Below are 21,689 nucleotides of genomic sequence, written 5' to 3' on the forward strand. Positions count from 1 at the left end.
CCCCTACGGGGCCGTCACCGTGAGGCCGCCCCGGCGGGGGGAGGCGAAGGCGTCCAGGTCCGCGCGGGTGAGGCCGGTGAGCTGGGCGACCTCCTCGGTGTCCAGCGCGCCGCAGTCGATCCCGCGCAGCAGGTAGCCGCTGAGGGCCTTGGCGGTGGCGGGTTCGTCCATGACGTCGCCGCCCGCCTTGGCCACGTAGGCGGCGAGTCGGGAGGCCGCCTGGTCCAGGCCCTCGCGGTAGAAGGTGTAGACGGCGGCGTACCGGGTGGGCAGGTGGCCCGGGTGCATGTCCCAGCCCTGGTAGTAGGCGCGGGCCAGGGCGCGCCGGGTGAGGCGGTAGTGCAGCCGCCACGCGTCGTGGACCTGTTCCGGGGGGCCGACGGGCAGGACGTTGGTGGAGCCGTCGCAGACGCGTACCCCGGTGCCCGCGGCGGCCACCTGCATGACCGCCTTGGCGTGGTCGGCGGCCGGGTGGTCGCTCGCCTGGTAGGCGGGGCTGACGCCGACACAGGCGCTGTAGTCGAACGTCCCGTAGTGCAGGCCCGTCGCACGGCCCCGCGCGGCGTCGATCATGCGGGCCACGGCGGCGGTCCCGTCGGAGGCGAGGATCGACTGGCTGGTCTCGATCTGGATCTCGAAGCCGATCCGTCCGTCCGGCAGCCCGTGGGCCGTCTCGAACGCCTCCAGGAGCCGCACGAAGGCGGTGACCTGCTCCGGGTAGGTCACCTTCGGCAGGGTCAGGACGAGGCCGTCCGGCAGCCCTCCGGCGCGCATCAGGCCGGTGAGGAAGACGTCCGTGGTGCGGATGCCCCGGTCGCGCACGGCGGCCTCCATGCACTTCATACGGATGCCCGTGTACGGGGCGGCGGTTCCGTCGGCGTACGCCTCCGCGACCAGCCGGGCGGCGCGGGCCGCGGCCTCGTCCTCCTCGGCGTCGGGGCGGAGCCCGTAGCCGTCCTCGAAGTCGATGCGCAGGTCCTCCACGGGTTCGCGCTCCAGCTTGGCGCGTACCCGGCCGTGGACGTCCTCCGCCAGCTCCGGCGGTACGGACAGGATCTCGGCGAACGCGGCGGCGTCGGGGGCGTGTTCGTCGAGCGCGGCCAGGGCCCGGTCGCCCCAGGAGCGGACGGTGCCGGCCTCGAAGGCGTCGGCGGGGACGTAGACGGTGTGCACGGGCCGGCGTGTGCCGGGGTCTCCCGGATAGCGGCGGGCGAGTTCGGCGTCCACCGCGGTGAGGGAGGCGCCGATCTCCGCGCCGACCGTACCCGCGAGGCTCGTCGCCACCTGCTCCTGCTGACCCATGACCATGCCCTCCACCTGCTCAAGGTTTCCGCTTGCCGGAATGAATCATCCGCATGGCGAAGTTATAAGTCCTCGGTCCGGGCGTCAATGGTGACCGGAAACGGCCCGGGGCCGCGCGGTGAGGACACCACGCGGCCCCGGGCCGTCGACTTGGGTTGGACTCTCGCGGCGGATCAGCCCTTGCGGGACGTGACCTCGTCGGTGAGCTGCGGGACGACCGCGAAGAGGTCGCCCACGACGCCGTAGTCGACCAGCTCGAAGATCGGCGCCTCGGCGTCCTTGTTGATCGCGACGATGGTCTTCGAGGTCTGCATGCCCGCCCGGTGCTGGATCGCGCCCGAGATGCCGGAGGCGATGTACAGCTGCGGGGAGACCGACTTGCCGGTCTGGCCGACCTGGCTGCTGTGCGGGTACCAGCCGGCGTCCACCGCGGCACGCGAGGCGCCCACGGCGGCACCGAGCGAGTCGGCGAGCGCCTCGATGACCGCGAAGTTCTCCGCGCCGTTGACACCGCGGCCGCCGGAGACGACGATCGCGGCCTCGGTCAGCTCCGGACGCCCCGTGGACTCGCGCGGGGTGCGGGAGAGGACCTTGGTACCGGTCGCCTTCTCGGAGAACGAGACGGTCAGGGCCTCGACGGCGCCCGCGGCCGGAGCGGCCTCCACGGCGGCCGAGTTCGGCTTGACCGTGATGACCGGAGTGCCCTTGGAGACACGGGACTTGGTGGTGTACGAGGCGGCGAACGCGGACTGCGTCGCCACCGGGCCCTCGTCACCGGCCTCCAGGTCGACGGCGTCGGTGATGATGCCGGAGCCGATACGGAGCGCCAGGCGGGCCGCGATCTCCTTGGCCTCCGCGGAGGAGGGCAGCAGCACGGCGGCCGGGGACACGGCGTCGTAGGCGGCCTGGAGGGCGTCCACCTTCGGCACGACCAGGTAGTCGGTGAACTCCGGGGCGTCGGCGGTGAGCACCTTGACCGCACCGTGCTCGGCGAGCGCGGCGGCGGTGTCGGCGGCCCCGTTGCCGAGGGCGACGGCGACGGGCTCACCGATGCGGCGGGCGAGCGTCAGCAGCTCCAGCGTGGGCTTGCGGACGGCACCGTCCACGTGGTCGACATAGACGAGTACTTCAGCCATGGGACTTCAATCTCCTGCGTGCGAGGGAGTACGGGGGCGATGGAGGGAACAGCCGTGGGCCGGGCGGAGCTCCGGGCCCTCGGGACCGTGCCTAGATGAACTTCTGCTCCGCGAGGAAGGCGGCCAGCTGCTTGCCGCCCTCGCCCTCGTCCTTGACGATCGTGCCCGCCGTGCGGGCCGGACGCTCCGCCGCCGAGTCGACGGCGGTCCAGGAACCCTCCAGGCCGACCTCGTCCGCCTCGATCTCCAGGTCCTCCAGGTCCAGGGACTCCACCGGCTTCTTCTTCGCCGCCATGATGCCCTTGAAGGACGGGTAGCGGGCCTCGCCCGACTGGTCCGTCACCGAGACCACGGCCGGCAGCGACGCTTCGAGCTGCTCGCTGGCGCTGTCGCCGTCGCGGCGGCCCTTGACCGTGCCGTCCTCGACGGAGACCTCGGAGAGCAGCGTGACCTGCGGAACACCCAGACGCTCCGACAGCAGCGCCGGCAGCACACCCATGACACCGTCGGTCGACGCCATGCCGCAGACGACCAGGTCGTAGCCGGTCTTCTCGATCGCCTTGGCCAGCACCAGCGAGGTACCGATGACGTCGCTGCCGTGCAGGTCGTCGTCCTCGACGTGGACGGCCTTGTCGGCGCCCATGGACAGCGCCTTGCGCAGCGCGTCCTTGGCGTCCTCGGGACCCACCGTCAGCACGGTGATCTCCGCGTCGTCCGCCTCGTCGGCGATCTGCAGTGCCTGCTCGACGGCGTACTCGTCCAGCTCCGACAGCAGACCGTCGACGTCGTCCCGGTCCAGGGTCAGGTCATCGGCGAAGTGCCGGTCGCCGGTGGCGTCGGGCACGTACTTCACACAGACAACGATCCTCAAGCTCACGCCGGCTCTCCTACTGCATCGTCTTTTCTGGGCTGCCTTGTTGCACGCAGCATAGGCGCCTTTTAGGGCGGTTTCCGGTCGGGTCGACCGATGTGCCAAGCGAAATATTACTCGCCAGTACAGTCAGTGTTTTACCCATGAGCAAGCGCGTGGAACTGTGACCTTGCCAACGCGGCCGGTTCGCGGCGCCTGCTCGGGTTCAGTCTCGCAGAGCGGTGAACCGGCCTCGGTGGTAGATCAGCGGCCGGCCGTCGTCCGGTGGCTCGCCGAGGACCACCTCGGCGATCACGACGCGGTGGTCCCCCGCCGGGACGCGGGCCACGACGCGGCAGATCATCCAGGCGACGACACCGCCCAGCAGCGGTACGCCCTCGGGCCCGGCGCGCCAGTCGGTGGACGGCCCGAACCGGTCGGCGCCGCTGCGGGCGAAGGTGGCGGCCAGTTCCCGCTGGTCCTCACCGAGCAGGTGCACGCCGACGTACTCGGCCTCCGCGATCACCGGCCAGCTGGAGGAGCCGGTACCCACGCCGAAGGAGAGGAGCGGGGGTTCGGCGGCGACGGAGCTGAGCGAGGTGGCGGTGAAGCCCACCGGGCGCCCGCCGGAGGCGGTGATCACCGCGACACCGGCGGCGTGCTGGCGGAAGACGGAGCGCAGCAGTTCGGGCGAGGCCGTCCGGGGGGTGCCGGTACCGGTCGGGACGGTCATGCGGGAGTCCTCCGTCGAGGGGCGTGCGGGCGGGCGGGGTTCGTCAGACACCCGGACAACGCGCACCGGCATGGCGCGTGAGGTCCACACAGGCCCGGCCGTGAAGAAGGAGTACTGGCGGCACCACGTCAGACTGACGACGCGTGGTGTGCACAGTCAAGCCCGTCCCACCAGGTGGGAGATGTGTCACGGCCCGTCACATCGCCTTTCCCAGGGCGGCGACGACGTCGGCGGTACGCGGTGTTCCGGCCGCCCGGCGCACGACGCGGCCGTCCGCGTCGAGGACCAGGACGGTCGGGGTCCGGCTGACGCCCAGCCGGCGCACCAGCGTGAGATGCGCCTCGGCGTCGATCTCGACGTGGGCCACCCCCTCGACCATGCCCGCGACGTCGGCCAGGACGCGCCGGGTCGCCCGGCAGGGTTGGCAGAACGCGGTCGAGAACTGCACCAGCGTCGCCCGTTCCCCCAGCTCCGCGCCGAGTTGGGCGGCGTCCAGTGTGCCGGCGGCACCGTGCCCTCGCATTCCGTTCCCCTTCCGAGTTCTCTTCCTCAGCATCAGCACCGGGCCGACGCATCGCATTCCCGCGGGATTCACGTGACGAGAATCTCCCGCTCAGGCCCCTGTGGGGCTGGCCACGGAGTCGCGCATGGGGCACGATCGCCACAATGCCGAAAACCTACGGCTGCGTAACTTCCGCCGGGAGAACCCTCCCGAGGCATTGAAGAAGGGTCTTCATCCAGATGGCAGAACTCGTCTATCGGCCGGTCATCGGCGCCGCTCGCACGCTGTTCAAGGCGCTCGACCTGAAGATCGACACACAGGGTTCGGAGCACATCCCGAAGACCGGTGGCGCGGTACTGGTGAGCAACCACATCAGCTATCTGGACTTCATCTTCACCGGACTCGGCGCGCTGCCGCAGAAACGGCTCGTGCGCTTCATGGCGAAGGACTCGGTCTTCCGGCACAAGGTCTCCGGACCGCTCATGCGCGGCATGAAGCACATTCCCGTCGACCGCAGCCGGGGTGAGGACGCCTACGCGCACGCGCTCGCGTCGCTGCGTTCCGGCGAGATCGTCGGGGTGTTCCCCGAGGCGACCATCTCCCAGTCCTTCACGCTGAAGAGCTTCAAGTCCGGTGCGGCGCGGCTGGCGCAGGAGGCCGGGGTCCCGCTGATCCCGATGGCGCTGTGGGGCACCCAGCGGCTGTGGACCAAGGGCCGCCCGCGCAACTTCCGGCGCAGCCACATCCCGATCACGATCCGGGTGGGCGAGGCGCTGGACGCTCCCGTCGACCAGTACGCGGGTGCGATCACCCGCCGGCTGCGGGAGCGCGTGCAGGAGCTCCTGGAAGCGGCACAGCGCGCCTACCCGGTGCGCCCCCGGGACGCGGGCGACACGTGGTGGGTGCCGGCCCATCTCGGCGGTACGGCTCCCACCCCCGCCGAGGTGCGCGAGCGCGGCTGAACCGGCGCCCGGCTCTCCGGAAGCCCGCCTCGCGTACGGGAGTTCCGTACGGGAGGCGGGCTTCCGGCCGCTGTCACAGGGCGGTGGTTCCGGCTCCGAGGCGCCGGGATGTGTCGTGGACGAGTGGATGGCCGTGGGCCTAGGCGGCCATCTCCTCCTTGAGCGCCTGGACGAACGCGTCGACGTCCTCCTCGCGGGTGTCGAAGGCGCACATCCAGCGGACGTCACCGGCCGGCTCGTCCCAGAAGTAGAACCGGAAGCGCTTCTGGAGCCGTTCGGACACGGCGTGCGGCAGCCGGGCGAAGACGGCGTTGGCCTGCACGGGATGGAGGATCTCCACCCCGTCCACCGCCCGGACCCCCTCGGCGAGCCGCTGGGCCATGGCGTTGGCGTGCCGGGCGTTGCGCAGCCAGAGGTCGCGGGCGAGCAGCGCCTCCAACTGGACCGAGACGAACCGCATCTTGGAGGCGAGCTGCATCGACAGCTTGCGCAGGTGCTTCATGGCGCGGACGGAGTCCGGGTTCAGGACGACGACGGCCTCCCCGAAGAGCGCGCCGTTCTTCGTGCCGCCGAAGGACAGGACGTCGACCCCGGCGACGGTGGTGAACGCCCGCATCGGCACGTCCAGCGACGCGGCGGCGTTGGCTATCCGCGCCCCGTCGAGGTGCACCTTCATCCCGCGTTCGTGGGCGTGGTCGCAGATCGTCCGGATCTCGTCGGGGGTGTAGACCGTGCCCAGCTCGGTGTTCTGGGTGATCGAGACGACCTGGGGCATCGCCCGGTGCTCGTCGTCCCAGCCGTACGCCTGGCGGTCGATGAGCTCCGGGGTCAGCTTCCCGTCCGGGGTGGGCACGGTGAGCAGCTTCAGGCCGCCCACGCGTTCCGGCGCCCCGCCCTCGTCCACGTGGATGTGGGCGGACTCGGCGCAGATGACGGCGCCCCAGCGGTCGGTCAGTGCCTGGAGGGCGACGACGTTGGCGCCGGTGCCGTTGAAGACGGGGAAGGCCTCGGCGGTGGGGCCGAAGTGGCTGTGCATGACCCTCTGGAGATGCCCGGTGTAGTCGTCCTCGCCGTAGGCGACCTGGTGGCCGCCGTTGGCGAGGGCGAGGGCCGCCAGGATCTCCGGGTGCGCGCCGGCGTAGTTGTCGCTGGCGAAACCGCGTACCTGGGGATCATGGTGGCGCCGGGCATCGGTCCTTACGATTGCGGGGTCAGCCACAGGCGCGTTCCGTTCACTTCTCCGGCGGGCCTGTCCCAGACGTCGGCGATGGCCTCGGCCAGCTCCGTGACGTCCGTGAAGCCCGCGAACTTCGCATTCGGGCGCTCGGCGCGCATGGCGTCGTGCACCAGTGCCTTGACGACCAGGATCGCAGCCGCCGATGTCGGGCCCGCGTCGCCCCCCGCCTTACGGAAGGCGTCGGCGAGGGCGAGCGTCCAGGCCTCGGCCGCCGCCTTCGACGCGGCGTAGGCCGCGTTGCCCGCCGTGGGGCGGCTCGCGCCCGCCGCGCTGATCAGCACGTAACGGCCCCGGTCGCTGCGCTGGAGGGCCTCCTGGAAGGCGAGCGAGGTGGACTGGACGGTGCGGATCAGCAGCTTCTCCAGGAAGTCCCAGTCGGCCAGACTGGTCCCCGCGAAGCTGGAGCCGCCGCGCCAGCCGCCGACGAGGTGGACCAGTCCGTCGATCCGGCCGAACTCGGCCTCGGTCCGGTCCGCCCACGCGCGGGCGGCGTCCAGGTCGAGCAGGTCCACGGTCTCGCCGGTGACGGTCGCGCCGCCGTGGGCGTACCGGGCGGCGTCCACCGCCTCCGCGAGCCGCTCCGCGTTCGAGTCGGACGCGACCACGGTCGCGCCCCGTTCGGCGAGGCTCAGCAGGGTGGCGCGCCCGGCCGGGCCCGCCGCGCCCGCGACCGCGACCACCGCACCTTCGAGCACGCCGCTCCCCTCGATGCCCGCTGTTGTCGCGTTCATGGCCACCGCCTCCTTGGAACCCGCGTTCACGCGGCTGCCCGCCCGGTCTCCGCCGCCGTGATCCCCTTGGTCGAGGCGATCACGTGCTTCAGCTTCTTGGCGAGCGCCTCATAGAACATGCTCAGGGGAAACTCGTCGGGAAGCACGTCGTCGACGAGCTTACGCGGGGGCTTTGTGAGGTCCAGGGCGTCCGGGCCCTTGGCCCAGCGGGATCCCGGGTGCGGAGAGAGGTAGCGGGAGACGAGGTCGTAGGCGGCGAACCAGTGCACCAGCTTGGGGCGGTCGATGCCGTCGCGGTAGAGCTTCTCGATCTCGGCGCAGAGCTGGTTGGTGATCTGTGGGGCACGCTCCCAGTCGATCTTCAGCGTGTTGTCGGTCCAGCGCACCACGTCGTGCTGGTGGAGGTAGGCGAAGAGCAGCTGCCCGCCCAGCCCGTCGTAGTTGCGGACGCGCTCACCGGTGACCGGGAAGCGGAACATCCGGTCGAACAGCACGGCGTACTGGACGTCACGGCCCTGGGCGAAGCCGTCGGCGTCGAGCTTCACGGCCTCCTTGAAGGCCGTGAGGTCGCAGCGCAGCTCCTCCAGCCCGTACATCCAGAACGGCTGGCGCTGCTTGATCATGAACGGGTCGAAGGGCAGGTCGCCGTGGCTGTGGGTGCGGTCGTGGATCATGTCCCAGAGGACGAAGGCCTGCTCGCAGCGCTTCTGGTCGCCGACCATCTCGCGGATGTCCTCGGGCAGCTCCACGCCCAGCAGCTCGACGGCCGCCTCGGTCACCCGGCGGAAGCGGGCCGCCTCGCGGTCGCAGAAGATGCCGCCCCAGCTGAACCGCTCGGGGGCCTCGCGCACGGCGATGGTCTCGGGGAAGAGCACCGCGGAGTTGGTGTCGTACCCGGCGGTGAAGTCCTCGAAGGTGATGCCGCAGAACAGCGGGTTGTCGTACCGCGTCGACTCCAGGTCGGCGAGCCACTCGGGCCAGACCATGCGCAGCACGACCGCTTCGAGGTTGCGGTCCGGGTTGCCGTTCTGGGTGTACATCGCGAAGACGACGAGGTGCTGGAGGCCGTCGGCGCGGTCCTTCGCGGGCTGGAAGGCGAGCAGCGAGTCGAGGAAGTCCGGTATGCCGAAGCCGTCGGCGGCCCAGCGGCGCAGGTCCAGGACGAGGGCACGGTGGTAGGCGGCGTCGTGCGGGAGGAGCGGGGACAGCTCCTCGACCGCGGCGATCACGCGTTCCACGGTGGCGGTGGCCGTCCCGGCGGTGGGGGCGTCCTCCGCGGCGAGGTCGATGGATCCGTCCTTGGACTGCCACGGGCGGATCTCCTCCACGGCACTCTTGAGCGCCGCCCAGGCAGGATGCTCGACCACCCGTGGGGCAGAAGCTTTCGTGCCAGGCGCGGTGGCGTGCTCAAGAATTTCCGTCATGACACTTCCTTCACGGGAGAACCTGGCGTCCTGCTCACCGTATCGGGGGCGGCCTCCATCGGACAAGTGGAGGCCAGAAGATTATCCGGCTACATCTCATCATCACCGCGATTTTTCCCGTCACACATCGCTCCGACAACTTCTTCCGTCGTCGGCGCGGGCCCGCCGACGACGGGTGCGGGAGAACTGGTTCTCTGGGTAGGAACAGTGGGCCGGAAGGCCGACGACGTACGGAAGCGGGATGTCTTGACTTTTCTCACCATCGGCCATCGCGGAGTGATGGGCGTCGAACCGGAGAACACCCTGCGGTCCTTCGCGCACGCCGAGCGGGCCGGCATGGACGCCGTGGAACTCGATCTCCATCTGAGCAAGGACGGCGCGCTCGCGGTGATGCACGACGCGGCCGTGGACCGCACGACGGACGGCAGCGGGCTGATCGCGGAGAAGACCCTGGCGGAGCTGCGCGCGCTCGACGCCGGGCAGGGCGAGCGGGTCCCGGTCTTCGAGGAGGTGCTCGACGCGGTCGGCTCACCCGTGCAGGCGGAGATCAAGGACGTGGCGGCCGCACGCGCGCTGGCCGAGGTGATGCTGCGGCGCGACCTCGCGAGGCGGGTCGAGGTGTCCTCGTTCCACGACGAGGCGGTCGCCGAGATCGCCCAGCTGGTGCCCGGGGTGCGTACGGTGCTCATCGCCAGCCGCTGGGGCGGGGACGTCGTGGACCGGGCGAAGGCGGTGGGCGCTGCCACCCTGGCGCTGAACATCCGCCGCCTCACCCTGGAGGTCGTCGAGCGGGCCCACGCGGAGGGTCTGAAGGTGATCGGCTGGGTGGTGAACACCGAGGAGCACCTGCGGCTGGCGTACGCCCTCGGCCTGGACGGCGCGACGACCGACCACCCGGAGATCCGGCAGGCGGTCCGCGGCACCGGCTGACCCCGCGCCACGGCCGGCGGGACCCCGGGGCGAGGACCGTCCCGCCGGGCGGCCCGCCGCCGGGCGGCCCGGCGCCGCCCGGCCACCGTGTCAGACCGCCGGCACGGTCAGAACGTCTTGACCAGCAGCTCGAAGGCGAGATCGTCGCGCTGCGGGACACCGAAGCGCTCGTCGCCGTACGGGAAGGGGCTCATCTCTCCCGTACGGCGGTAGCCCCGGCGCTCGTACCAGGCGATCAGCTCGTCGCGGAGCGAGATCACGGTCATGTGCATCTCGCCCACGCCCCAGTCCTCGCGGACCGCTCGCTCGGCCTCCGCGATCACGGCCTTGCCGAGGCCACCGCCCTGGAGTCCGGGATCGACCGCGAACATCCCGAAGTAGGCCGCCCCACCCCGGTGTTCGAGCTGACAGCAGGCGACCGTCACACCGTCACGCTCGGCGATCATCATCCGTCCCGAGGGAGCGCTGATCACCTCGCGCACCCCGTCCGCGTCGGTCCGCTGCCCCTCCAGGAGGTGGGCCTCGGTCGTCCATCCGACGCGGCTGGAGTCGCCCCGGTACGCGGACTCGACGAGCCGCACGAGCGCGGGGACGTCCTCCTCGGTGGCGTCGCGGAAGGTGAGGCGCGTCTGCTCGGGGGCCGGTGCGGTGTCCATGGTGGCGTTCTCCGGAGTGTGTGACCGACGGTGCCGTCCGAGACTAACCCGGCGCGGATTGTGCCTCAGTCCTCTCGGCGCGCTCCCCCTGTACGCCAGTGCGCCCCGGTAGAAGGAGGCTTGGCGGGGCATGGTCGGGATGTACCGGCGCCGGACGGGATGTACCGGCGTCGTTCGCCGTAGGGGGTGGGTCGTGCACGGACCGGCGCTGTCCGGCTGGCTGCTGATGGTGCTCTGCCTGGTCACGGGCGGGTACTGCCTGCTGCGCGCGCGCCACTGCGCGGAGCGTGAGCGGACCTCCGCGCGCGCGGAGGCGGTGATGGGCTTCGGCATGGCCGCCATGGCCCTGCCCGCCGTGGTGCTCACGCCGCCGCGCTGGGGGTGGGCGGTGTACGCGGTGGTCTTCGGCGCCGCCTCGGCGCGCGCGCTCGTCGCGGCCCGGAGCGACGCGCACCACGCGCACCACCTGGTCGGTTCGCTGGCGATGGTCTACATGGCGGTGGCCATGGCACCCTGGGCCGCCTCCGGGGGGCACGGCGGGCACGCGGCCCACGGGGCGGGCGGATCCGCCGGCGGTGTCCCGCTGCTGACCGGTCTGCTGCTGGCGTACTACGCGCTCTACGTCCTGCGCGCGGCCGGCCGGCTGATACCGGTGGCGGCGGCCCCCGCGGGCACCGCGGCGGCGGGCGGACCGGCTCTCGCCTGGGGAGCGCGCCCCGAGCTGGCGCTGGCGTGCCGGCTGACGATGGGGCTGGCCATGTTCGCGATGCTGCTCACCCTGTGAGACAGCCGCACCGGCAAACCGTGTCCTACGTCACTTGGCGCGCGCGGCCATATCGGTGGGTGCCACGCCCCTCATAGGCTGACGCCCATGTTGGTCTCCCTCGTGCTGCTGCTGCTCGGTGCGCTGGCCGCCGTCGTGGCCCCGAGCCTGATGGCACGGGCCCGCTGGCCGGAGCGCGAGCCGGTGGTGGCGCTGTGGGTCTGGCAGTGCGTGGTGGCGGCGGTGCTGCTCTCCTTCGGGCTCTCCATGACGTTCAGCGCGGCCGCCGCCTGGCAGGCCGTCCGGGGACAGGTCTTCGCGCCCGCCCCGCACGCCGTGGTGGAGGCGTACGCCCTGGGCGCGTACGGACCCTGGTCGGCGGTCATCGCGGTGCTGCTGGCGCTCGGCGGGCTGTGGACGGCCGCCATGCTCGTACGGGAGGTCCTGCGGGCCCGCGCCCGGCGCGGGCGGCGGCGCGCGGAGCTGCTGGTCCGCTCCCCGCTGATGCCGGGCGAGGAGCCGGGCGCGGGGCGGCTGGTGGTGCTGGAGGGTGAGCGCCCGGACGCCTGGTGGCTGCCGGGTTCGGCCCCTCAACTGGTCATCACCACCGGTGCGCTGGGCCGGCTGAAAGGCCGTCAGCTCGACGCGGTGCTCGCCCATGAGCAGGGCCACGCGCAGGCCCGGCACGACTGGCTGCTGCACTGCTCGGGGGCGCTCGCGACGGGCTTCCCCCAGGTGCCGGTGTTCGCGGCCTTCCGTGACGAGATGCACCGGCTGGTGGAGCTGGCCGCGGACGATGTGGCGTCACGGCGCTTCGGCCGCCTCACGATCGCGCTCGCCCTGGTCGAACTCAACGAGGACCGGGGGGTGTTCGGTCCCGGGCCGGCCTCCGACGCGCAACTCCCCTTGCGGGTGGACCGCTTGCTCAGCCCGAGGGAGCGGCTCACCGCGGGACGGCGGCTGCGGCTGACGGCGGCCGCCGCGATGGTCCCGGTCGTTCCGCTGCTGGTGGCGTTCGTCCCGGCGCTCCGCGCTCTGGGCTAGCCGCCGGGGTCGCCGACACCGCCGGGGCCACCGGGGCCGCTGCCTGTGCGATCCCCCTGCGCGACCGGCGAGCGCCCGGCGCCGCGTACCGGCCTCGTGTGCGGCGCTGTTCGCCTGCCCGGCCTCCCCGGTCGCGGTGGCGGTGATCGTGCTGCCCCGTGGCGGGCGGGAGAGGCGCCGGACGCGGTTCACCCCGTGCGGGTTCCGCGTGGGACGTGAAGGATTCCGGGAGGAGATGTGAGAGATCTCCCGTCTCCGGACGGCGCGGGAAGCCGTGTCCGGCCTTAGCCTGGAGGCATGTCCCCGTACCCGAACACGTCTGTTCCCGTGCGCCCCGCCTCCGTGGTCAATGAAGAGATCCGCGAACTGTGGCAGCGCTCGGGCGGTCTGCTGTCCCCGGAGGACGAGAGGGAGTACCAGCGGCTGCTGGTGGAATGGTCGGCGGCGGCCGGCACGACCGTACGGCCGGACGTCGGGACCGAGAGCGGCTGAGGGCCCCCTCCGGGCCGGGACCCGGCCGAGGGCCCTCCGGACGCGCGGAGACCGGCCGGTGGCGCGCAGGCGCCGGGACCGATGGCGCGCAGGCATGACCGGTGGCGCCCAGGTGCCGGGAAGGGTGTCCCGCCGGGCGGGAGGCCGCTCGGCGGGACACCGTGTTCTCACCTCGGATCGCGGTCGCGGTCGCGGGTGTCAGCGGCCGAAGTACTCCGGCTGCGTCTGCACGTTGAGCTCCGTCAGCCGCACCTTCTTCGCCGGGTCCGTACGCCGGTCGTTCAGCTTCAGGACGTCGAGGCCCTTGGCGATGTCGTTGGAGTAGATGTAGCCGTTGTAGTAGTACGCCGACCAGGGGCCGGCCGTGGTGACCGCGTCCGTGGAGACGGGGCCGCGCTCGAAGTAGGCGATCTCCTTCGGCTTCGAGGAGTTGGTGAAGTCCCATACGGAGACCCCGCCCTGGTACCAGGCCTGGACCATCAGGTCCTTGCCCTTCACCGGGATGAGCGATCCGTTGTGCGCGACACAGACCTCGGTCTCGGCCTGCGGGCGGTCGATCTTGAAGTAGCTGCGGAAGACGAGCTTGCGGTGGTCGCCCCGGCCCTTGATGTCGTAGATGCCGTCCGCGCCCCGGTTCGGACCGACCTCGTCGTTGCAGGTGGCCGCGCCGCCGCCGCCGAGCTCATCGGTGAAGACGACCTTGTCGGCCGTCTGGTTGAAGGTCGCGGAGTGCCAGAACGCGAAGTTCACGTTGTCCTGGACACGGTCGATGATCTTCGGGTGCTCCGGGTCCTTGATGGAGAACAGGATCCCGTCGCCCATGCAGGCTCCCGCCGCCAGGTCCTTCGACGGCAGCACCGTGATGTCGTGGCAGCCGGTGGTCTGCGACACACCGGGGTTGGTCGGCGCGCCGGGGTTCCCGCCGTCCGGGAAGAGGACCGGGAAGTTCACGACCCGGGACTTCTCCGGCGCCTTGCGCGGCACCTTGATGACGGAGATCCCGTCGTGCGGCGGCTGGCAGTCCGGGAAGGCCGCGTTCGGAGCGTACGAGGAGACGTAGATGTACACGTCCGTACGCTTCGGGATGATCGTGTGGGTGTGCGAACCGCACGCGGTCTCGACGGCGGCGACGTACTCGGGGTGCCGCTTGTCGCTGATGTCGAAGACCTTCATGCCCTCCCACGAGGACTTCTCCGTGGCGGGCTGGGTGGTGCTGGAGCAGGAGTCGTCGCTGCGCGAAGAGTCCGTGGACAGGAACAGCAGGTTGCCCGAGACGGAGATGTCGTTCTGCGATCCGGGGCAGAGCACCTGCGCGACGGTCCTCGGCTTCTTCGGGTTGCTGATGTCGAAGATCCGGAAGCCGTCGTAGTTGCCGGCGTAGGCGTAGTTCCCCTGGAACGCGATGTCCGTGTTGAGCCCTTGCAGCGCGTCCTTGGGGACGTTGGTGAGGTGCTCGATGTTGTCGCTGTGGACGATCTCGTCCACACCCGGCACCTCGCCGCTTCTGATGGCGGCCTCCGCCGCCGCTTCGGCCTGCCGGCTCACGGAGACGCCGGTGGTGGCGGTGTCGCCGGGATCGGGGGTCGCGGCCGCGGGTCCGGCCGTGAACAGCGTGGCGATGAGCCCGGCGGCGGCTGCCGCCACTCCGAGGCGTCTGCGCCGCACGCTGGTGGTGTGCAACGAGGTCACTGTTGTCCTCCCTTGTGTCCGTCCGCGGGTGAACGGTTGCTGGACCCCGGCAGTATCGCTCGCATCATGTACACACCAACAGGTGGCAACACAGACGTAACAAAAGTTTCCGGTCGGCGCCCTGTGGAAGGTGTTAGGACGGTCTGCGACACACCAAGTGGCTCAGGAGGTCGATGTGTTGATACCCCGTCACATGGCGCGCGGGCGTGCGGCCGCGCTCGGGGCGGTCGTGGCCGCCGCCCTTGCCCTCGGGGGCTGCGACGCGGACGGCGGTGACGAGGCGGCCTCGAAGGCCTCGGGTCCCGGGGTGGTGGCGCCGGGCAGACCGGGCGAGCCGGCCAGGACCCTCTCCCCCGCCGAGGCGGTGAAGGCCGCCGGGGACGACACCCCCAACTCCGCCGACTTCCGGTACGCGCGGATGATGATCGAGCACCACGAGCAGGCGGTCGTCATGACCTCACTCGTGCAGGAGCGCGCCTCTTCCACGTCCGTGAAACGGCTGGCGGAGCGCATCGCGGCGGGCCAGCGGCCGGAGATCGGCGCCATGAAGGGCTGGCTGACCAACAACGGCGGCGACGGGCGGGCCGAGGAGCCGCACGACCACTCCGCCATGGCCGGGATGGCGACCGAGGCCCAGCTGAAGGAGTTGCGGGCGTCCCACGGCGAGGAGTTCGACACGCTGTTCCTCACCCTGATGATCACCCATCACCAGGGGGCGATCACCATGGCCACCGAGGCCCTGTCGAACGGCAACAACGTGCTGATCGAGGAGATGGCCGACGACGTGATCGCCCAGCAGACCGTGGAGATCGACCGGATGCGCACCCTGCTGGCCTGACCACGGGCCGGCGTGGCACGGACCGGGCACACGGGCGACGGCCGTGGCGGGGTCAGCCCTCGCCGAGGCGTTCCGCCTGGAGGCGCGCCGCGGCCAGCACACTGTCCAGCAGGCCCGGGAAGAGGTCGTCCAGGTCCTCGGCCCGCAGCACGCTCAGCTTCGCCGTGCCCCGGTAGATCTGCCGGATGACCCCGCTCTCCCGGAGCACCCGGAAGTGGTGCGTGGTGGTGGACTTGGACACCGGGAGGTCGAAGTGGGAGCAGGCCAGTGCGTCCCCCGCGCCCGCGAGCCGTCGCACGATCCGCAGCCGGACCGGGTCGGAGAGCGCGTGGAGCACGGTCTCGACGCGGATCTCCTCGCGCGGGGGATGCGCGAGCGCGCGGGCGTTCGGCGTCACGGTGGCTCCCTTTCGTCCTGGCTCTCCATGGTACGAGAGCCGCCGTACGCTCCGGCGGGCGCGGCGGCGCCAAGAATGTGCGGGGGAAACAAGGTGTCGCTCCCCCGCGGGCCTCAGGTCCGGGTGGCGACCACCAGCCGGGCCCGGGGACTGCCGTCCGCCCGCCGCCCGAGCTCTTCCAGCGGCAGCAGCCGCACCCCGAAACCGGCCGCCACGAGGTCGTCCACCACCCCGGCCAGCGGAAACGTGCGGTAGTACATGATGAACCTCGGGCGCCACAGGGCGTTGCGCACCCGCATGGCACCGTCGAATCCGAGCATCGACCAGTACGCCCGCGAACCGGCCTGGGGCGGCGCGCCGACCGGGAAGACGAAGCTGCCACCCGGCCGCAGCGAGGCGCGCACCTGGGCGAACAGGCCGGGCCGCTCGCGGGGCAGGAAGTGCCCGAACGCCCCCAGGCTCAGCGCCAGGTCGAAGACGGGGCCGAAGGGCAGCGCCCGCGCGTCGGCGCGTACCCAGTCCACGGCGGGGCCGCCTCCGGTGTCCGCGTGGTTCGCCCGCGCCACGGCGAGCATGCCGGCGCTGAAGTCGACACCGGTCACCCGCCTCCGGCACAGCCCGCGCAGGACACCCGCACCGGCCCCGGTGCCGCAGCAGACGTCCAGCCCGCTGTCGAACGGGCCGAGCAGCCGCACCGCTCGGGCGACGGCGTCGAGCACCCGGTCCGGGGTCCGGTAGGGGGTCAGGTCGAACTTCGGGGCGAGCAGGTCGTATCCGCGCATCGTGGAGGAGAGCGCCTGGACGGCCAGTTCGCGCAGGGTGGGCCCGTGAGGAGTGGACATCGCCGTCAGCGTACCGGCCGGGCGACGCCGGGCCGGAGCACGCCCCGCGCCGGACGGCGGCGCCCCCGCAGGCGCCGGGTCAGATCGCGTACCCGTACGGCTTCGGTGTCGCGACCTCGCCGCCCAGCGCACGCGCCGCGTTGCGGGCGAAGTAGGGGTCGCGCAGTAGTTCCCGGCCGAGCAGGACGGCGTCGGCCTGGCCCTCGGTGAGTATCTTCTCCGCCTGCACGGGGTCGGTGATCAGCCCGACGGTGGCCACCGGCAGGTCGGTCTCGGCGCGGACCCGCGCGGCGAAGGGCACCTGGTAGTGCGGGCCCACGGGGATCCGGGCCCTCGGGGCGAGGCCGCCGGTGGAGACGTCGAGCAGGTCCACGCCGTGTGTCCGCAGCTCGCGGGCCAGCCGCACGGTGTCGTCGGCGGTCCAGCCCTCACGCTCGTCGTCGGGGTTCTCGGTCAGCCAGTCGGTGGCGGAGATCCGGAAGAACAGGGGCAGTTCGTCGGGCCAGACGGCGCGTACCGCATCCACGACCTCCAGGGCGAGACGTGTCCGGTTCTCGAAGGAGCCGCCGTAGGCGTCGGTGCGGTGGTTGCTGTGCGGGGAGAGGAACTGGCCGATCAGGTAGCCGTGCGCGCCGTGGATCTCCGCGACCTGGAAGCCCGCCGCGAGGGCCCTGCGGGCGGCGTCGGCGAACTGGCCGACGATCTCCTGGATCTCGTCGGTGGTCAGCTCGGTGGGGACCGTGTGGTTCGTGTCGTGCGCGAGGGCGCTGGGGGCGACGGGCTGCCAGCCCTCTCCCGACGGGTCCGCCGGGGCGACGGGTGCCCCGCCGCGCCAGGGGCGCCCGGTCGAGGCCTTGCGCCCGGCGTGGCCGAGCTGGATGCCCGCTACCGTGCCCTGCTCGGTGAGGAACCGGGTGATGCGGCGGAACGCCTCCGTCTGGCGGTCGTTCCAGATGCCGAGGTCGGCGGCGCTGATCCGGCCCTCCGGGCTGACCGCCGTGGCCTCGACCAGGACGAGGCCGGTGCCGCCGGCCGCGCGGGAGGCGTAGTGGGCGAAGTGCCAGTCGCCGGGCACGCCCGTGTCCGGCCCCGAGGTCTCGGCGCTGTACTGGCACATGGGTGCCATCCAGACGCGGTTGGGGACGGTCAGCGACCGCAGGGTGTAGGGCTCGAACAGCGCGCTCACGGGGGCTCCGCTTTCCTCGGGTGCGACGGGCAGGGGCACGGCGCGGACCGGGCGGGCCGGTCCGGGACTCGTACGAGAAAAACCGTACTACGAGATTCGCCGTATTACGACATCCGCCGTACCAGCGGATCCCGGCCCGGACCGACCCGTTCCTCCCGCTCCCCCGGTCCTCGCCGCTCGGTCCCGGTCCTCGCTCCCCCCTCGCCGTCTCACCCCCCTGGCCGCAGCCGCCGTCTGAGCCTGATGGCGGTCTCGGCGGCGTACACCTGACTCCAGGTGCGGCGGCCGCCCTCCGAGGTCCAGGTCACCTGGACGTCGGCGCCGTCCGTCCGGACGGCCTCGACCGTCATCACCCGCTCACCGTCGCGGACGTCCCCGCGCAGCAGTTCGCGCGCCGTGACGGTGACCGGCTCCGAGCGCTCCTCCTCGGCCTCCCGTGCCGCCGCGAGAAGCGCCGCGGCCAGTTCCCTGGCCGCGGCCGGGGAGCAGGACCAGCCGGTACGGCCCGAAGGGGCCTCGATCCGGATGCCGACCACCGGCCCGTCCCCGGACGGGCCCCCGTACGGGGTCTCCGTGGGGCCGGGGGCCACCTCCAGCGTCGCGCCGTGCCCTTCGGCGTCCTCGATCCGGATGCCCATCCCGCTCCTCCTCCCGCTCCGGCCGGACCGGCTCAGCTCAGCTCAGCTCAGCCGGAGACTCTCCGGCGGGCCCAGATAGCTGGGCTTGAGGCCGCCGGTGTCGACCACGAGGTTCTGCAGCACCACCGTCGGGTCGACCATCCAGAATTTCAGCACATGCGCCCCGGCCCGGCCGACGCGGTGCACGGTGGCGGTGCGGTTGACGTTGTCCGAGGTGGTGCGGGCCCACTGCGGGTTCATGGTCCCGTCGTCGGAACCGGTGACCGCCGTGATGTTGACGGACCGCGGCGCGTCGTCGTCGAAGGAGACGGCGTAGGTGAGCCCGTCGGTGGCCAGCGTGTTGTTGCGGGGCGAGAGGTACGCCCAGACCGTGACCGGCCCGGTGGTGAACAGGCTGAGCCGGTACTCCAGCCGGGGCCCCGCGCCGCCCGGGGTCCGCCGGGACGCGGTGACCGGGAAGGGCTCCATCCCCGCGCCGGTGCGGCCGATGCCGGGGACGCGCCGCCAGGTGATCCCGCCCTGCCCGACCGCCCGGTGGAAGTGGTCGGCCTCCATGGAGACGTATCCGTTGGCCTCGACGAACCCGGCGAGCCGGCCGCGGCCGGTGCGGGGGCGGTCCACCACGGCCCGGACGACGACCTCCCGGCCGCCGGGGCCGGTGACGGTGACCGGGACCCGGGTGACGCCCTTGGGCGCACGGGACCAGTCGACCCGGAAGGTGACGCGGGTCTGGGTGTCCACCCGGGCCCGGGTCCGGTCCGCGAGCAGCCAGGGCGCGCCCGTACGGATCCGGACGTCGAAGGGGACCGTGCCCCGGTTGAACACCTCGACGTACTGCGCGGGCTGGCTCTGGTACGGGCTGAAGACCGGCAGCTCCGGCTCGCCGCCGCTCCCGGCAGCGCCCGGCCACCAGAACTCCGAGCCGTCGACGGCCACGCCCATCTCGGCACGCCGGGGCAGGGTGATGCGCCGGACGGCCGGGAAGATCTCGTCCTCGATCGCCACGTCGTTCAACTCGGGCTGCTGCCAGGGGGCGTTGGGGCCGTAGCGGGCCACATCGCCGTACCCGATGTGCGGCTGGCTCTGGAAGCCCTCCCACTTCCCGCCGGCGATCTCGTGGTCGAAGCGCCGTGCCAGGGCGAAGTCGTCGGCGAGGCGGTCCTCGGCGGTGGCCGCCAGGGTGTTGGTCAGGGCGCGGCCCTGGGGCGCGTAGTGCAGGTTGGTGAACTCCGCCTCGCGCAGGGCGTACAGGTTGGCGGTGGCCCGTACGGCGTAGCCCACCAGCTGGTACCAGGCGTCCTGGGCGGACGCGGGGAGTTCACGCCGGACGCGTTCGGCGGCCTTGTCCAGCCGCCGCCAGTCCTCGGTGACGCGTTCCAGCTCGCGGTAGTCCACCAGGCTGAAGGGGGTGGCCTCGTCGTCGTACACGATGGCCGAGGAGTCCGTCGCGGGGTCCTTGGCGGGGTCGAGGGTGATCCTGCGGTTGAGCAGTTCGGGCTTGCGGCGGGACTGGAGCGCGGCGTACGTCCGCAGCACGGCGGCGATCTCCTCGGCCCGCTTCTCGCCGAAGTTCTGCCGGGCGTAGCCCTCCTCCCACTCCGGGAGGCTCTCCAGCGGCCAGCGCTCCGGATTCCAGGCGTAGTCGAGGAAGAACTGGGTGGGCAGTTCGTTGCCCTTGAGGTCACCGACGTTGCTGACCCACAGCCCGTGGTTGCCGTAGGCGGCGCTCTGGTGGAGCTGGTCCCACATGTTGGGGAGCGAGGTGGTGTCGACCCACTTGTAGTTGCGGCCCACCCCGACGTAGTCGAAGTGGTAGTAGAGGCCGTAGCCGCCCGTCCGGTCGTCCGTGCCGAGGTCGGGCAGCATACGGACGTTGGCCCAGTTGTCGTCGGTGAGGACGACGGTGACGTCGTCGGGGACGCGCAGGCCCCGGTCCCAGTAGTGCTGGACCTCCTTGTAGAGGGTCCACACCTGGGGGACGGCGGTCTCCGAGCCCAGCTCCTCGGCCAGGATCGCGCGCTGGGAGGCGATGATCTCCCGCATCAGGTCGATGCCGTCGCCGTCCGGCAGGCTGACGTCGCCGTTGCCGCGCATGCCGAGGGTGACGACGCCCTCGAAGTCCTCGTCGGCCATGCGGCGGACGCCTTCGCGCCAGTAGGCCTTGACGGCCTCGGCGTTGCGGCGGAAGGACCATTCGCCGGTGCCGCCGTAGGGGTCGTGCCCGGGGGTGGTGACGGTGCCCTCGGCGTCGCGTACGGCCGCGACGGCGTGCCGGTTCCACTCCTCGATGCCCCGCATCATGGGCGCCTCGTGCGAGGTGCCCATGACCACGCCGTACGCCTTGGCGGTGGCGTGGTTGAGCGGGTCGTCCTCGGCGAAGGCGCGTCCCCACACGGCCGGCCACAGGTAGTTGGCCTTGAGGCGCAGCATCACCTCGAAGACCTTGGCGTAGAAGCCGGCGTTGAAGCCGCCTTCGTGGCCGGGGGCCTTGCCGGGTCCGAAGTAGGCCGGGGCCCAGGTGCCGAGGGCGGGGTTCTCGTCGTTGACGAAGAAGCCGCGGTACTTCACGGCGGGGGTGCCCTGGCTGTACCGGCCGGGCAGGACGTACAGCGCGTCGCGGTGGACGGGGACGACGTCGTCCCACCAGTACCAGGGGGACACGCCGATGCCCCGGGAGACGTCGTACGCGCCGAAGATCGCCCCGCGCTGGTCGCCGCCCGCGACGACGAAGGCGCGGTCGACGCCGGGCAGCGGCCGCTCGACGACGGTCTGGAGGCTGGTCTCCCAGGCACCCTCGACGCCGGAGACGTCCAGCTTGCCGGTGGCGATCAGCCGGTCGATCAGCGGGCTGCGGCCGATGGTCCCGAGCAGGACGATCTCGCGGGCCCTCGCCGGCGCGGCGTGGGCGAGCGCCGGGCGGACGCCGGTGACCCGCTCGATGTCGTCGCGGAGGTCGCCGGCCACCCGGACGACCCCCGGGTGGTCGCGGTCGCTGACCACGACCGGTACCGCCCGGCCGTTCTCGACCAGGGCGAACGCCCCGGGGCGCGGGGTGAAGGAGAGGTAGGCGCCGGGGTCGGTGGGGTGTACGGTGCCGGGCCGGGCCGGACCGTGCGGAGTCGCCCCGGCCTCGCCGGTGAGCCCCGTCAGCGACCCGAGGGGGGTCGCCGTCAGCGCGGTGATCCCGAGGCCGGCGCCGAGGAGCGACCTGCGGCTGGTGTGGTGCGGGGTGTGCTGGTCCATGCTGGATCTCCCCATGGGTGCGGATGCGTGACGAGTGGGCCCGCGGTGTACGGGGGTACGGGCCGGGGTGTACGGGGGTACGGGGCCGGGAAAG

21 protein-coding genes are annotated in these 21,689 nt (G+C 72.0%); 6 read left to right on the forward strand and 15 right to left on the reverse strand.

The window, feature by feature from the left end; all coding sequences use genetic code 11:
- Positions 1-3 precede the first annotated feature (3 nt).
- From B9S64_RS01450 to B9S64_RS01470, 5 genes are all read right to left on the reverse strand, one after another.
- Positions 4-1,302: a DUF6986 family protein gene (locus tag B9S64_RS01450; RefSeq protein WP_103489616.1), complete on the reverse strand. Its 1,299-nt coding sequence runs from the start codon at positions 1,300-1,302 to the stop codon at positions 4-6.
- Positions 1,303-1,475: 173 nt separating this feature from the next.
- Complete coding sequence (locus tag B9S64_RS01455) at positions 1,476-2,438, reverse strand: electron transfer flavoprotein subunit alpha/FixB family protein (protein ID WP_103489612.1); 963 nt, start codon at positions 2,436-2,438, stop codon at positions 1,476-1,478.
- 91 nt (positions 2,439-2,529) lie between these two features.
- Entirely contained in the window at positions 2,530-3,315 is a 786-nt protein-coding gene (locus tag B9S64_RS01460) for an electron transfer flavoprotein subunit beta/FixA family protein (RefSeq protein WP_028443487.1), read from the reverse strand.
- Positions 3,316-3,514: 199 nt separating this feature from the next.
- Positions 3,515-4,021 carry a flavin reductase family protein gene (locus B9S64_RS01465; protein WP_103489611.1) on the reverse strand — a complete coding sequence of 169 codons (507 nt, stop codon included), beginning with the start codon at positions 4,019-4,021 and terminating at the stop codon, positions 3,515-3,517.
- A gap of 196 nt (positions 4,022-4,217) precedes the next feature.
- Complete coding sequence (locus B9S64_RS01470; protein WP_103489610.1) at positions 4,218-4,544, reverse strand: thioredoxin family protein; 327 nt, start codon at positions 4,542-4,544, stop codon at positions 4,218-4,220.
- Between the two features lie 218 nt (positions 4,545-4,762).
- Between B9S64_RS01470 and B9S64_RS01475 the strand changes: the two genes are divergently transcribed.
- The gene (locus B9S64_RS01475) at positions 4,763-5,485 is read left to right on the forward strand and encodes a 1-acyl-sn-glycerol-3-phosphate acyltransferase (RefSeq protein ID WP_103489609.1); all 723 of its coding nucleotides are present in this window, start codon (positions 4,763-4,765) and stop codon (positions 5,483-5,485) included.
- Between the two features lie 139 nt (positions 5,486-5,624).
- Here B9S64_RS01475 and B9S64_RS01480 read toward each other — a convergent pair whose 3' ends face one another.
- From B9S64_RS01480 to B9S64_RS01490, 3 genes are read right to left on the reverse strand one after another with little or no spacing between them, the layout of a single operon-like run.
- Entirely contained in the window at positions 5,625-6,704 is a 1,080-nt protein-coding gene (locus B9S64_RS01480; RefSeq protein WP_103489608.1) for a low specificity L-threonine aldolase, read from the reverse strand.
- Positions 6,683-7,453 (reverse strand): SDR family NAD(P)-dependent oxidoreductase, encoded by a 771-nt coding sequence (locus B9S64_RS01485; RefSeq protein ID WP_103489615.1) that lies wholly within the window; start codon positions 7,451-7,453, stop codon positions 6,683-6,685. The genes B9S64_RS01480 and B9S64_RS01485 overlap by 22 nt, the downstream gene beginning before the upstream one ends.
- A gap of 26 nt (positions 7,454-7,479) precedes the next feature.
- Entirely contained in the window at positions 7,480-8,877 is a 1,398-nt protein-coding gene (locus B9S64_RS01490) for a DUF6421 family protein (protein ID WP_103489607.1), read from the reverse strand.
- A gap of 246 nt (positions 8,878-9,123) precedes the next feature.
- Here B9S64_RS01490 and B9S64_RS01495 point away from each other — a divergent pair, with 246 nt between their 5' ends.
- The gene (locus B9S64_RS01495) at positions 9,124-9,807 is read left to right on the forward strand and encodes a glycerophosphodiester phosphodiesterase family protein (RefSeq protein WP_103504981.1); all 684 of its coding nucleotides are present in this window, start codon (positions 9,124-9,126) and stop codon (positions 9,805-9,807) included.
- Positions 9,808-9,914: 107 nt separating this feature from the next.
- On the opposite strand, the gene B9S64_RS01500 is transcribed toward B9S64_RS01495, so the two are convergent.
- The gene (locus B9S64_RS01500; protein ID WP_103489709.1) at positions 9,915-10,463 is read right to left on the reverse strand and encodes a GNAT family N-acetyltransferase; all 549 of its coding nucleotides are present in this window, start codon (positions 10,461-10,463) and stop codon (positions 9,915-9,917) included.
- A gap of 193 nt (positions 10,464-10,656) precedes the next feature.
- Here B9S64_RS01500 and B9S64_RS01505 point away from each other — a divergent pair, with 193 nt between their 5' ends.
- From B9S64_RS01505 to B9S64_RS01515, 3 genes are all read left to right on the forward strand, one after another.
- Complete coding sequence (locus tag B9S64_RS01505; RefSeq protein WP_103504982.1) at positions 10,657-11,247, forward strand: DUF5134 domain-containing protein; 591 nt, start codon at positions 10,657-10,659, stop codon at positions 11,245-11,247.
- A gap of 87 nt (positions 11,248-11,334) precedes the next feature.
- A complete protein-coding gene (locus B9S64_RS01510) occupies positions 11,335-12,270 on the forward strand; it encodes a M56 family metallopeptidase (RefSeq protein WP_103488905.1) in 936 nt (311 codons plus the stop codon).
- A 297-nt stretch (positions 12,271-12,567) separates the two neighbouring features.
- Positions 12,568-12,762 (forward strand): hypothetical protein, encoded by a 195-nt coding sequence (locus B9S64_RS01515; protein WP_103488904.1) that lies wholly within the window; start codon positions 12,568-12,570, stop codon positions 12,760-12,762.
- Positions 12,763-12,960: 198 nt separating this feature from the next.
- On the opposite strand, the gene B9S64_RS01520 is transcribed toward B9S64_RS01515, so the two are convergent.
- Positions 12,961-14,451 (reverse strand): LVIVD repeat-containing protein, encoded by a 1,491-nt coding sequence (locus B9S64_RS01520; RefSeq protein WP_103488903.1) that lies wholly within the window; start codon positions 14,449-14,451, stop codon positions 12,961-12,963.
- 193 nt (positions 14,452-14,644) lie between these two features.
- Between B9S64_RS01520 and B9S64_RS01525 the strand changes: the two genes are divergently transcribed.
- A complete protein-coding gene (locus B9S64_RS01525) occupies positions 14,645-15,289 on the forward strand; it encodes a DUF305 domain-containing protein (RefSeq protein WP_181012127.1) in 645 nt (214 codons plus the stop codon).
- Between the two features lie 52 nt (positions 15,290-15,341).
- On the opposite strand, the gene B9S64_RS01530 is transcribed toward B9S64_RS01525, so the two are convergent.
- The 5 genes from B9S64_RS01530 to B9S64_RS01550 form a co-directional block, all read right to left on the reverse strand.
- Positions 15,342-15,686: a helix-turn-helix transcriptional regulator gene (locus B9S64_RS01530; protein ID WP_103488901.1), complete on the reverse strand. Its 345-nt coding sequence runs from the start codon at positions 15,684-15,686 to the stop codon at positions 15,342-15,344.
- Between the two features lie 113 nt (positions 15,687-15,799).
- Positions 15,800-16,528, reverse strand: a complete 729-nt coding sequence (locus tag B9S64_RS01535; protein WP_103488900.1) for a class I SAM-dependent methyltransferase — start codon at positions 16,526-16,528, stop codon at positions 15,800-15,802.
- Positions 16,529-16,607: 79 nt separating this feature from the next.
- Positions 16,608-17,714, reverse strand: a complete 1,107-nt coding sequence (locus B9S64_RS01540) for an NADH:flavin oxidoreductase/NADH oxidase (RefSeq protein ID WP_103488899.1) — start codon at positions 17,712-17,714, stop codon at positions 16,608-16,610.
- A 209-nt stretch (positions 17,715-17,923) separates the two neighbouring features.
- Entirely contained in the window at positions 17,924-18,352 is a 429-nt protein-coding gene (locus tag B9S64_RS01545) for a hypothetical protein (protein ID WP_103488898.1), read from the reverse strand.
- 42 nt (positions 18,353-18,394) lie between these two features.
- On the reverse strand, positions 18,395-21,595 hold the full coding sequence (locus B9S64_RS01550) for a glycosyl hydrolase 115 family protein (protein ID WP_103488897.1): 3,201 nt from the start codon (positions 21,593-21,595) through the stop codon (positions 18,395-18,397).
- Positions 21,596-21,689 lie beyond the last annotated feature (94 nt).

The organism is Streptomyces sp. SM18 (genome assembly GCF_002910775.2).
GTDB lineage: Bacteria > Actinomycetota > Actinomycetes > Streptomycetales > Streptomycetaceae > Streptomyces > Streptomyces halstedii.

Excerpts from the sequence above, each read along its gene's own strand:
- B9S64_RS01500 (WP_103489709.1), bottom strand. The coding sequence starts at position 10,463 with ATGGACACCGCACCGGCCCCCGAGCAGACGCGCCTCACCTTCCGCGAC.
- B9S64_RS01550 (WP_103488897.1), bottom strand. The coding sequence starts at position 21,595 with ATGGACCAGCACACCCCGCACCACACCAGCCGCAGGTCGCTCCTCGGC.
- B9S64_RS01450 (WP_103489616.1), bottom strand. The coding sequence starts at position 1,302 with ATGGGTCAGCAGGAGCAGGTGGCGACGAGCCTCGCGGGTACGGTCGGC.
- B9S64_RS01515 (WP_103488904.1), top strand. The coding sequence starts at position 12,568 with ATGTCCCCGTACCCGAACACGTCTGTTCCCGTGCGCCCCGCCTCCGTG.
- B9S64_RS01470 (WP_103489610.1), bottom strand. The coding sequence starts at position 4,544 with ATGCGAGGGCACGGTGCCGCCGGCACACTGGACGCCGCCCAACTCGGC.
- B9S64_RS01465 (WP_103489611.1), bottom strand. The coding sequence starts at position 4,021 with ATGACCGTCCCGACCGGTACCGGCACCCCCCGGACGGCCTCGCCCGAA.
- B9S64_RS01535 (WP_103488900.1), bottom strand. The coding sequence starts at position 16,528 with ATGTCCACTCCTCACGGGCCCACCCTGCGCGAACTGGCCGTCCAGGCG.
- B9S64_RS01475 (WP_103489609.1), top strand. The coding sequence starts at position 4,763 with ATGGCAGAACTCGTCTATCGGCCGGTCATCGGCGCCGCTCGCACGCTG.
- B9S64_RS01525 (WP_181012127.1), top strand. The coding sequence starts at position 14,645 with ATGGCGCGCGGGCGTGCGGCCGCGCTCGGGGCGGTCGTGGCCGCCGCC.
- B9S64_RS01510 (WP_103488905.1), top strand. The coding sequence starts at position 11,335 with ATGTTGGTCTCCCTCGTGCTGCTGCTGCTCGGTGCGCTGGCCGCCGTC.
- B9S64_RS01545 (WP_103488898.1), bottom strand. The coding sequence starts at position 18,352 with ATGGGCATCCGGATCGAGGACGCCGAAGGGCACGGCGCGACGCTGGAG.
- B9S64_RS01485 (WP_103489615.1), bottom strand. The coding sequence starts at position 7,453 with ATGAACGCGACAACAGCGGGCATCGAGGGGAGCGGCGTGCTCGAAGGT.
- B9S64_RS01490 (WP_103489607.1), bottom strand. The coding sequence starts at position 8,877 with ATGACGGAAATTCTTGAGCACGCCACCGCGCCTGGCACGAAAGCTTCT.
- B9S64_RS01455 (WP_103489612.1), bottom strand. The coding sequence starts at position 2,438 with ATGGCTGAAGTACTCGTCTATGTCGACCACGTGGACGGTGCCGTCCGC.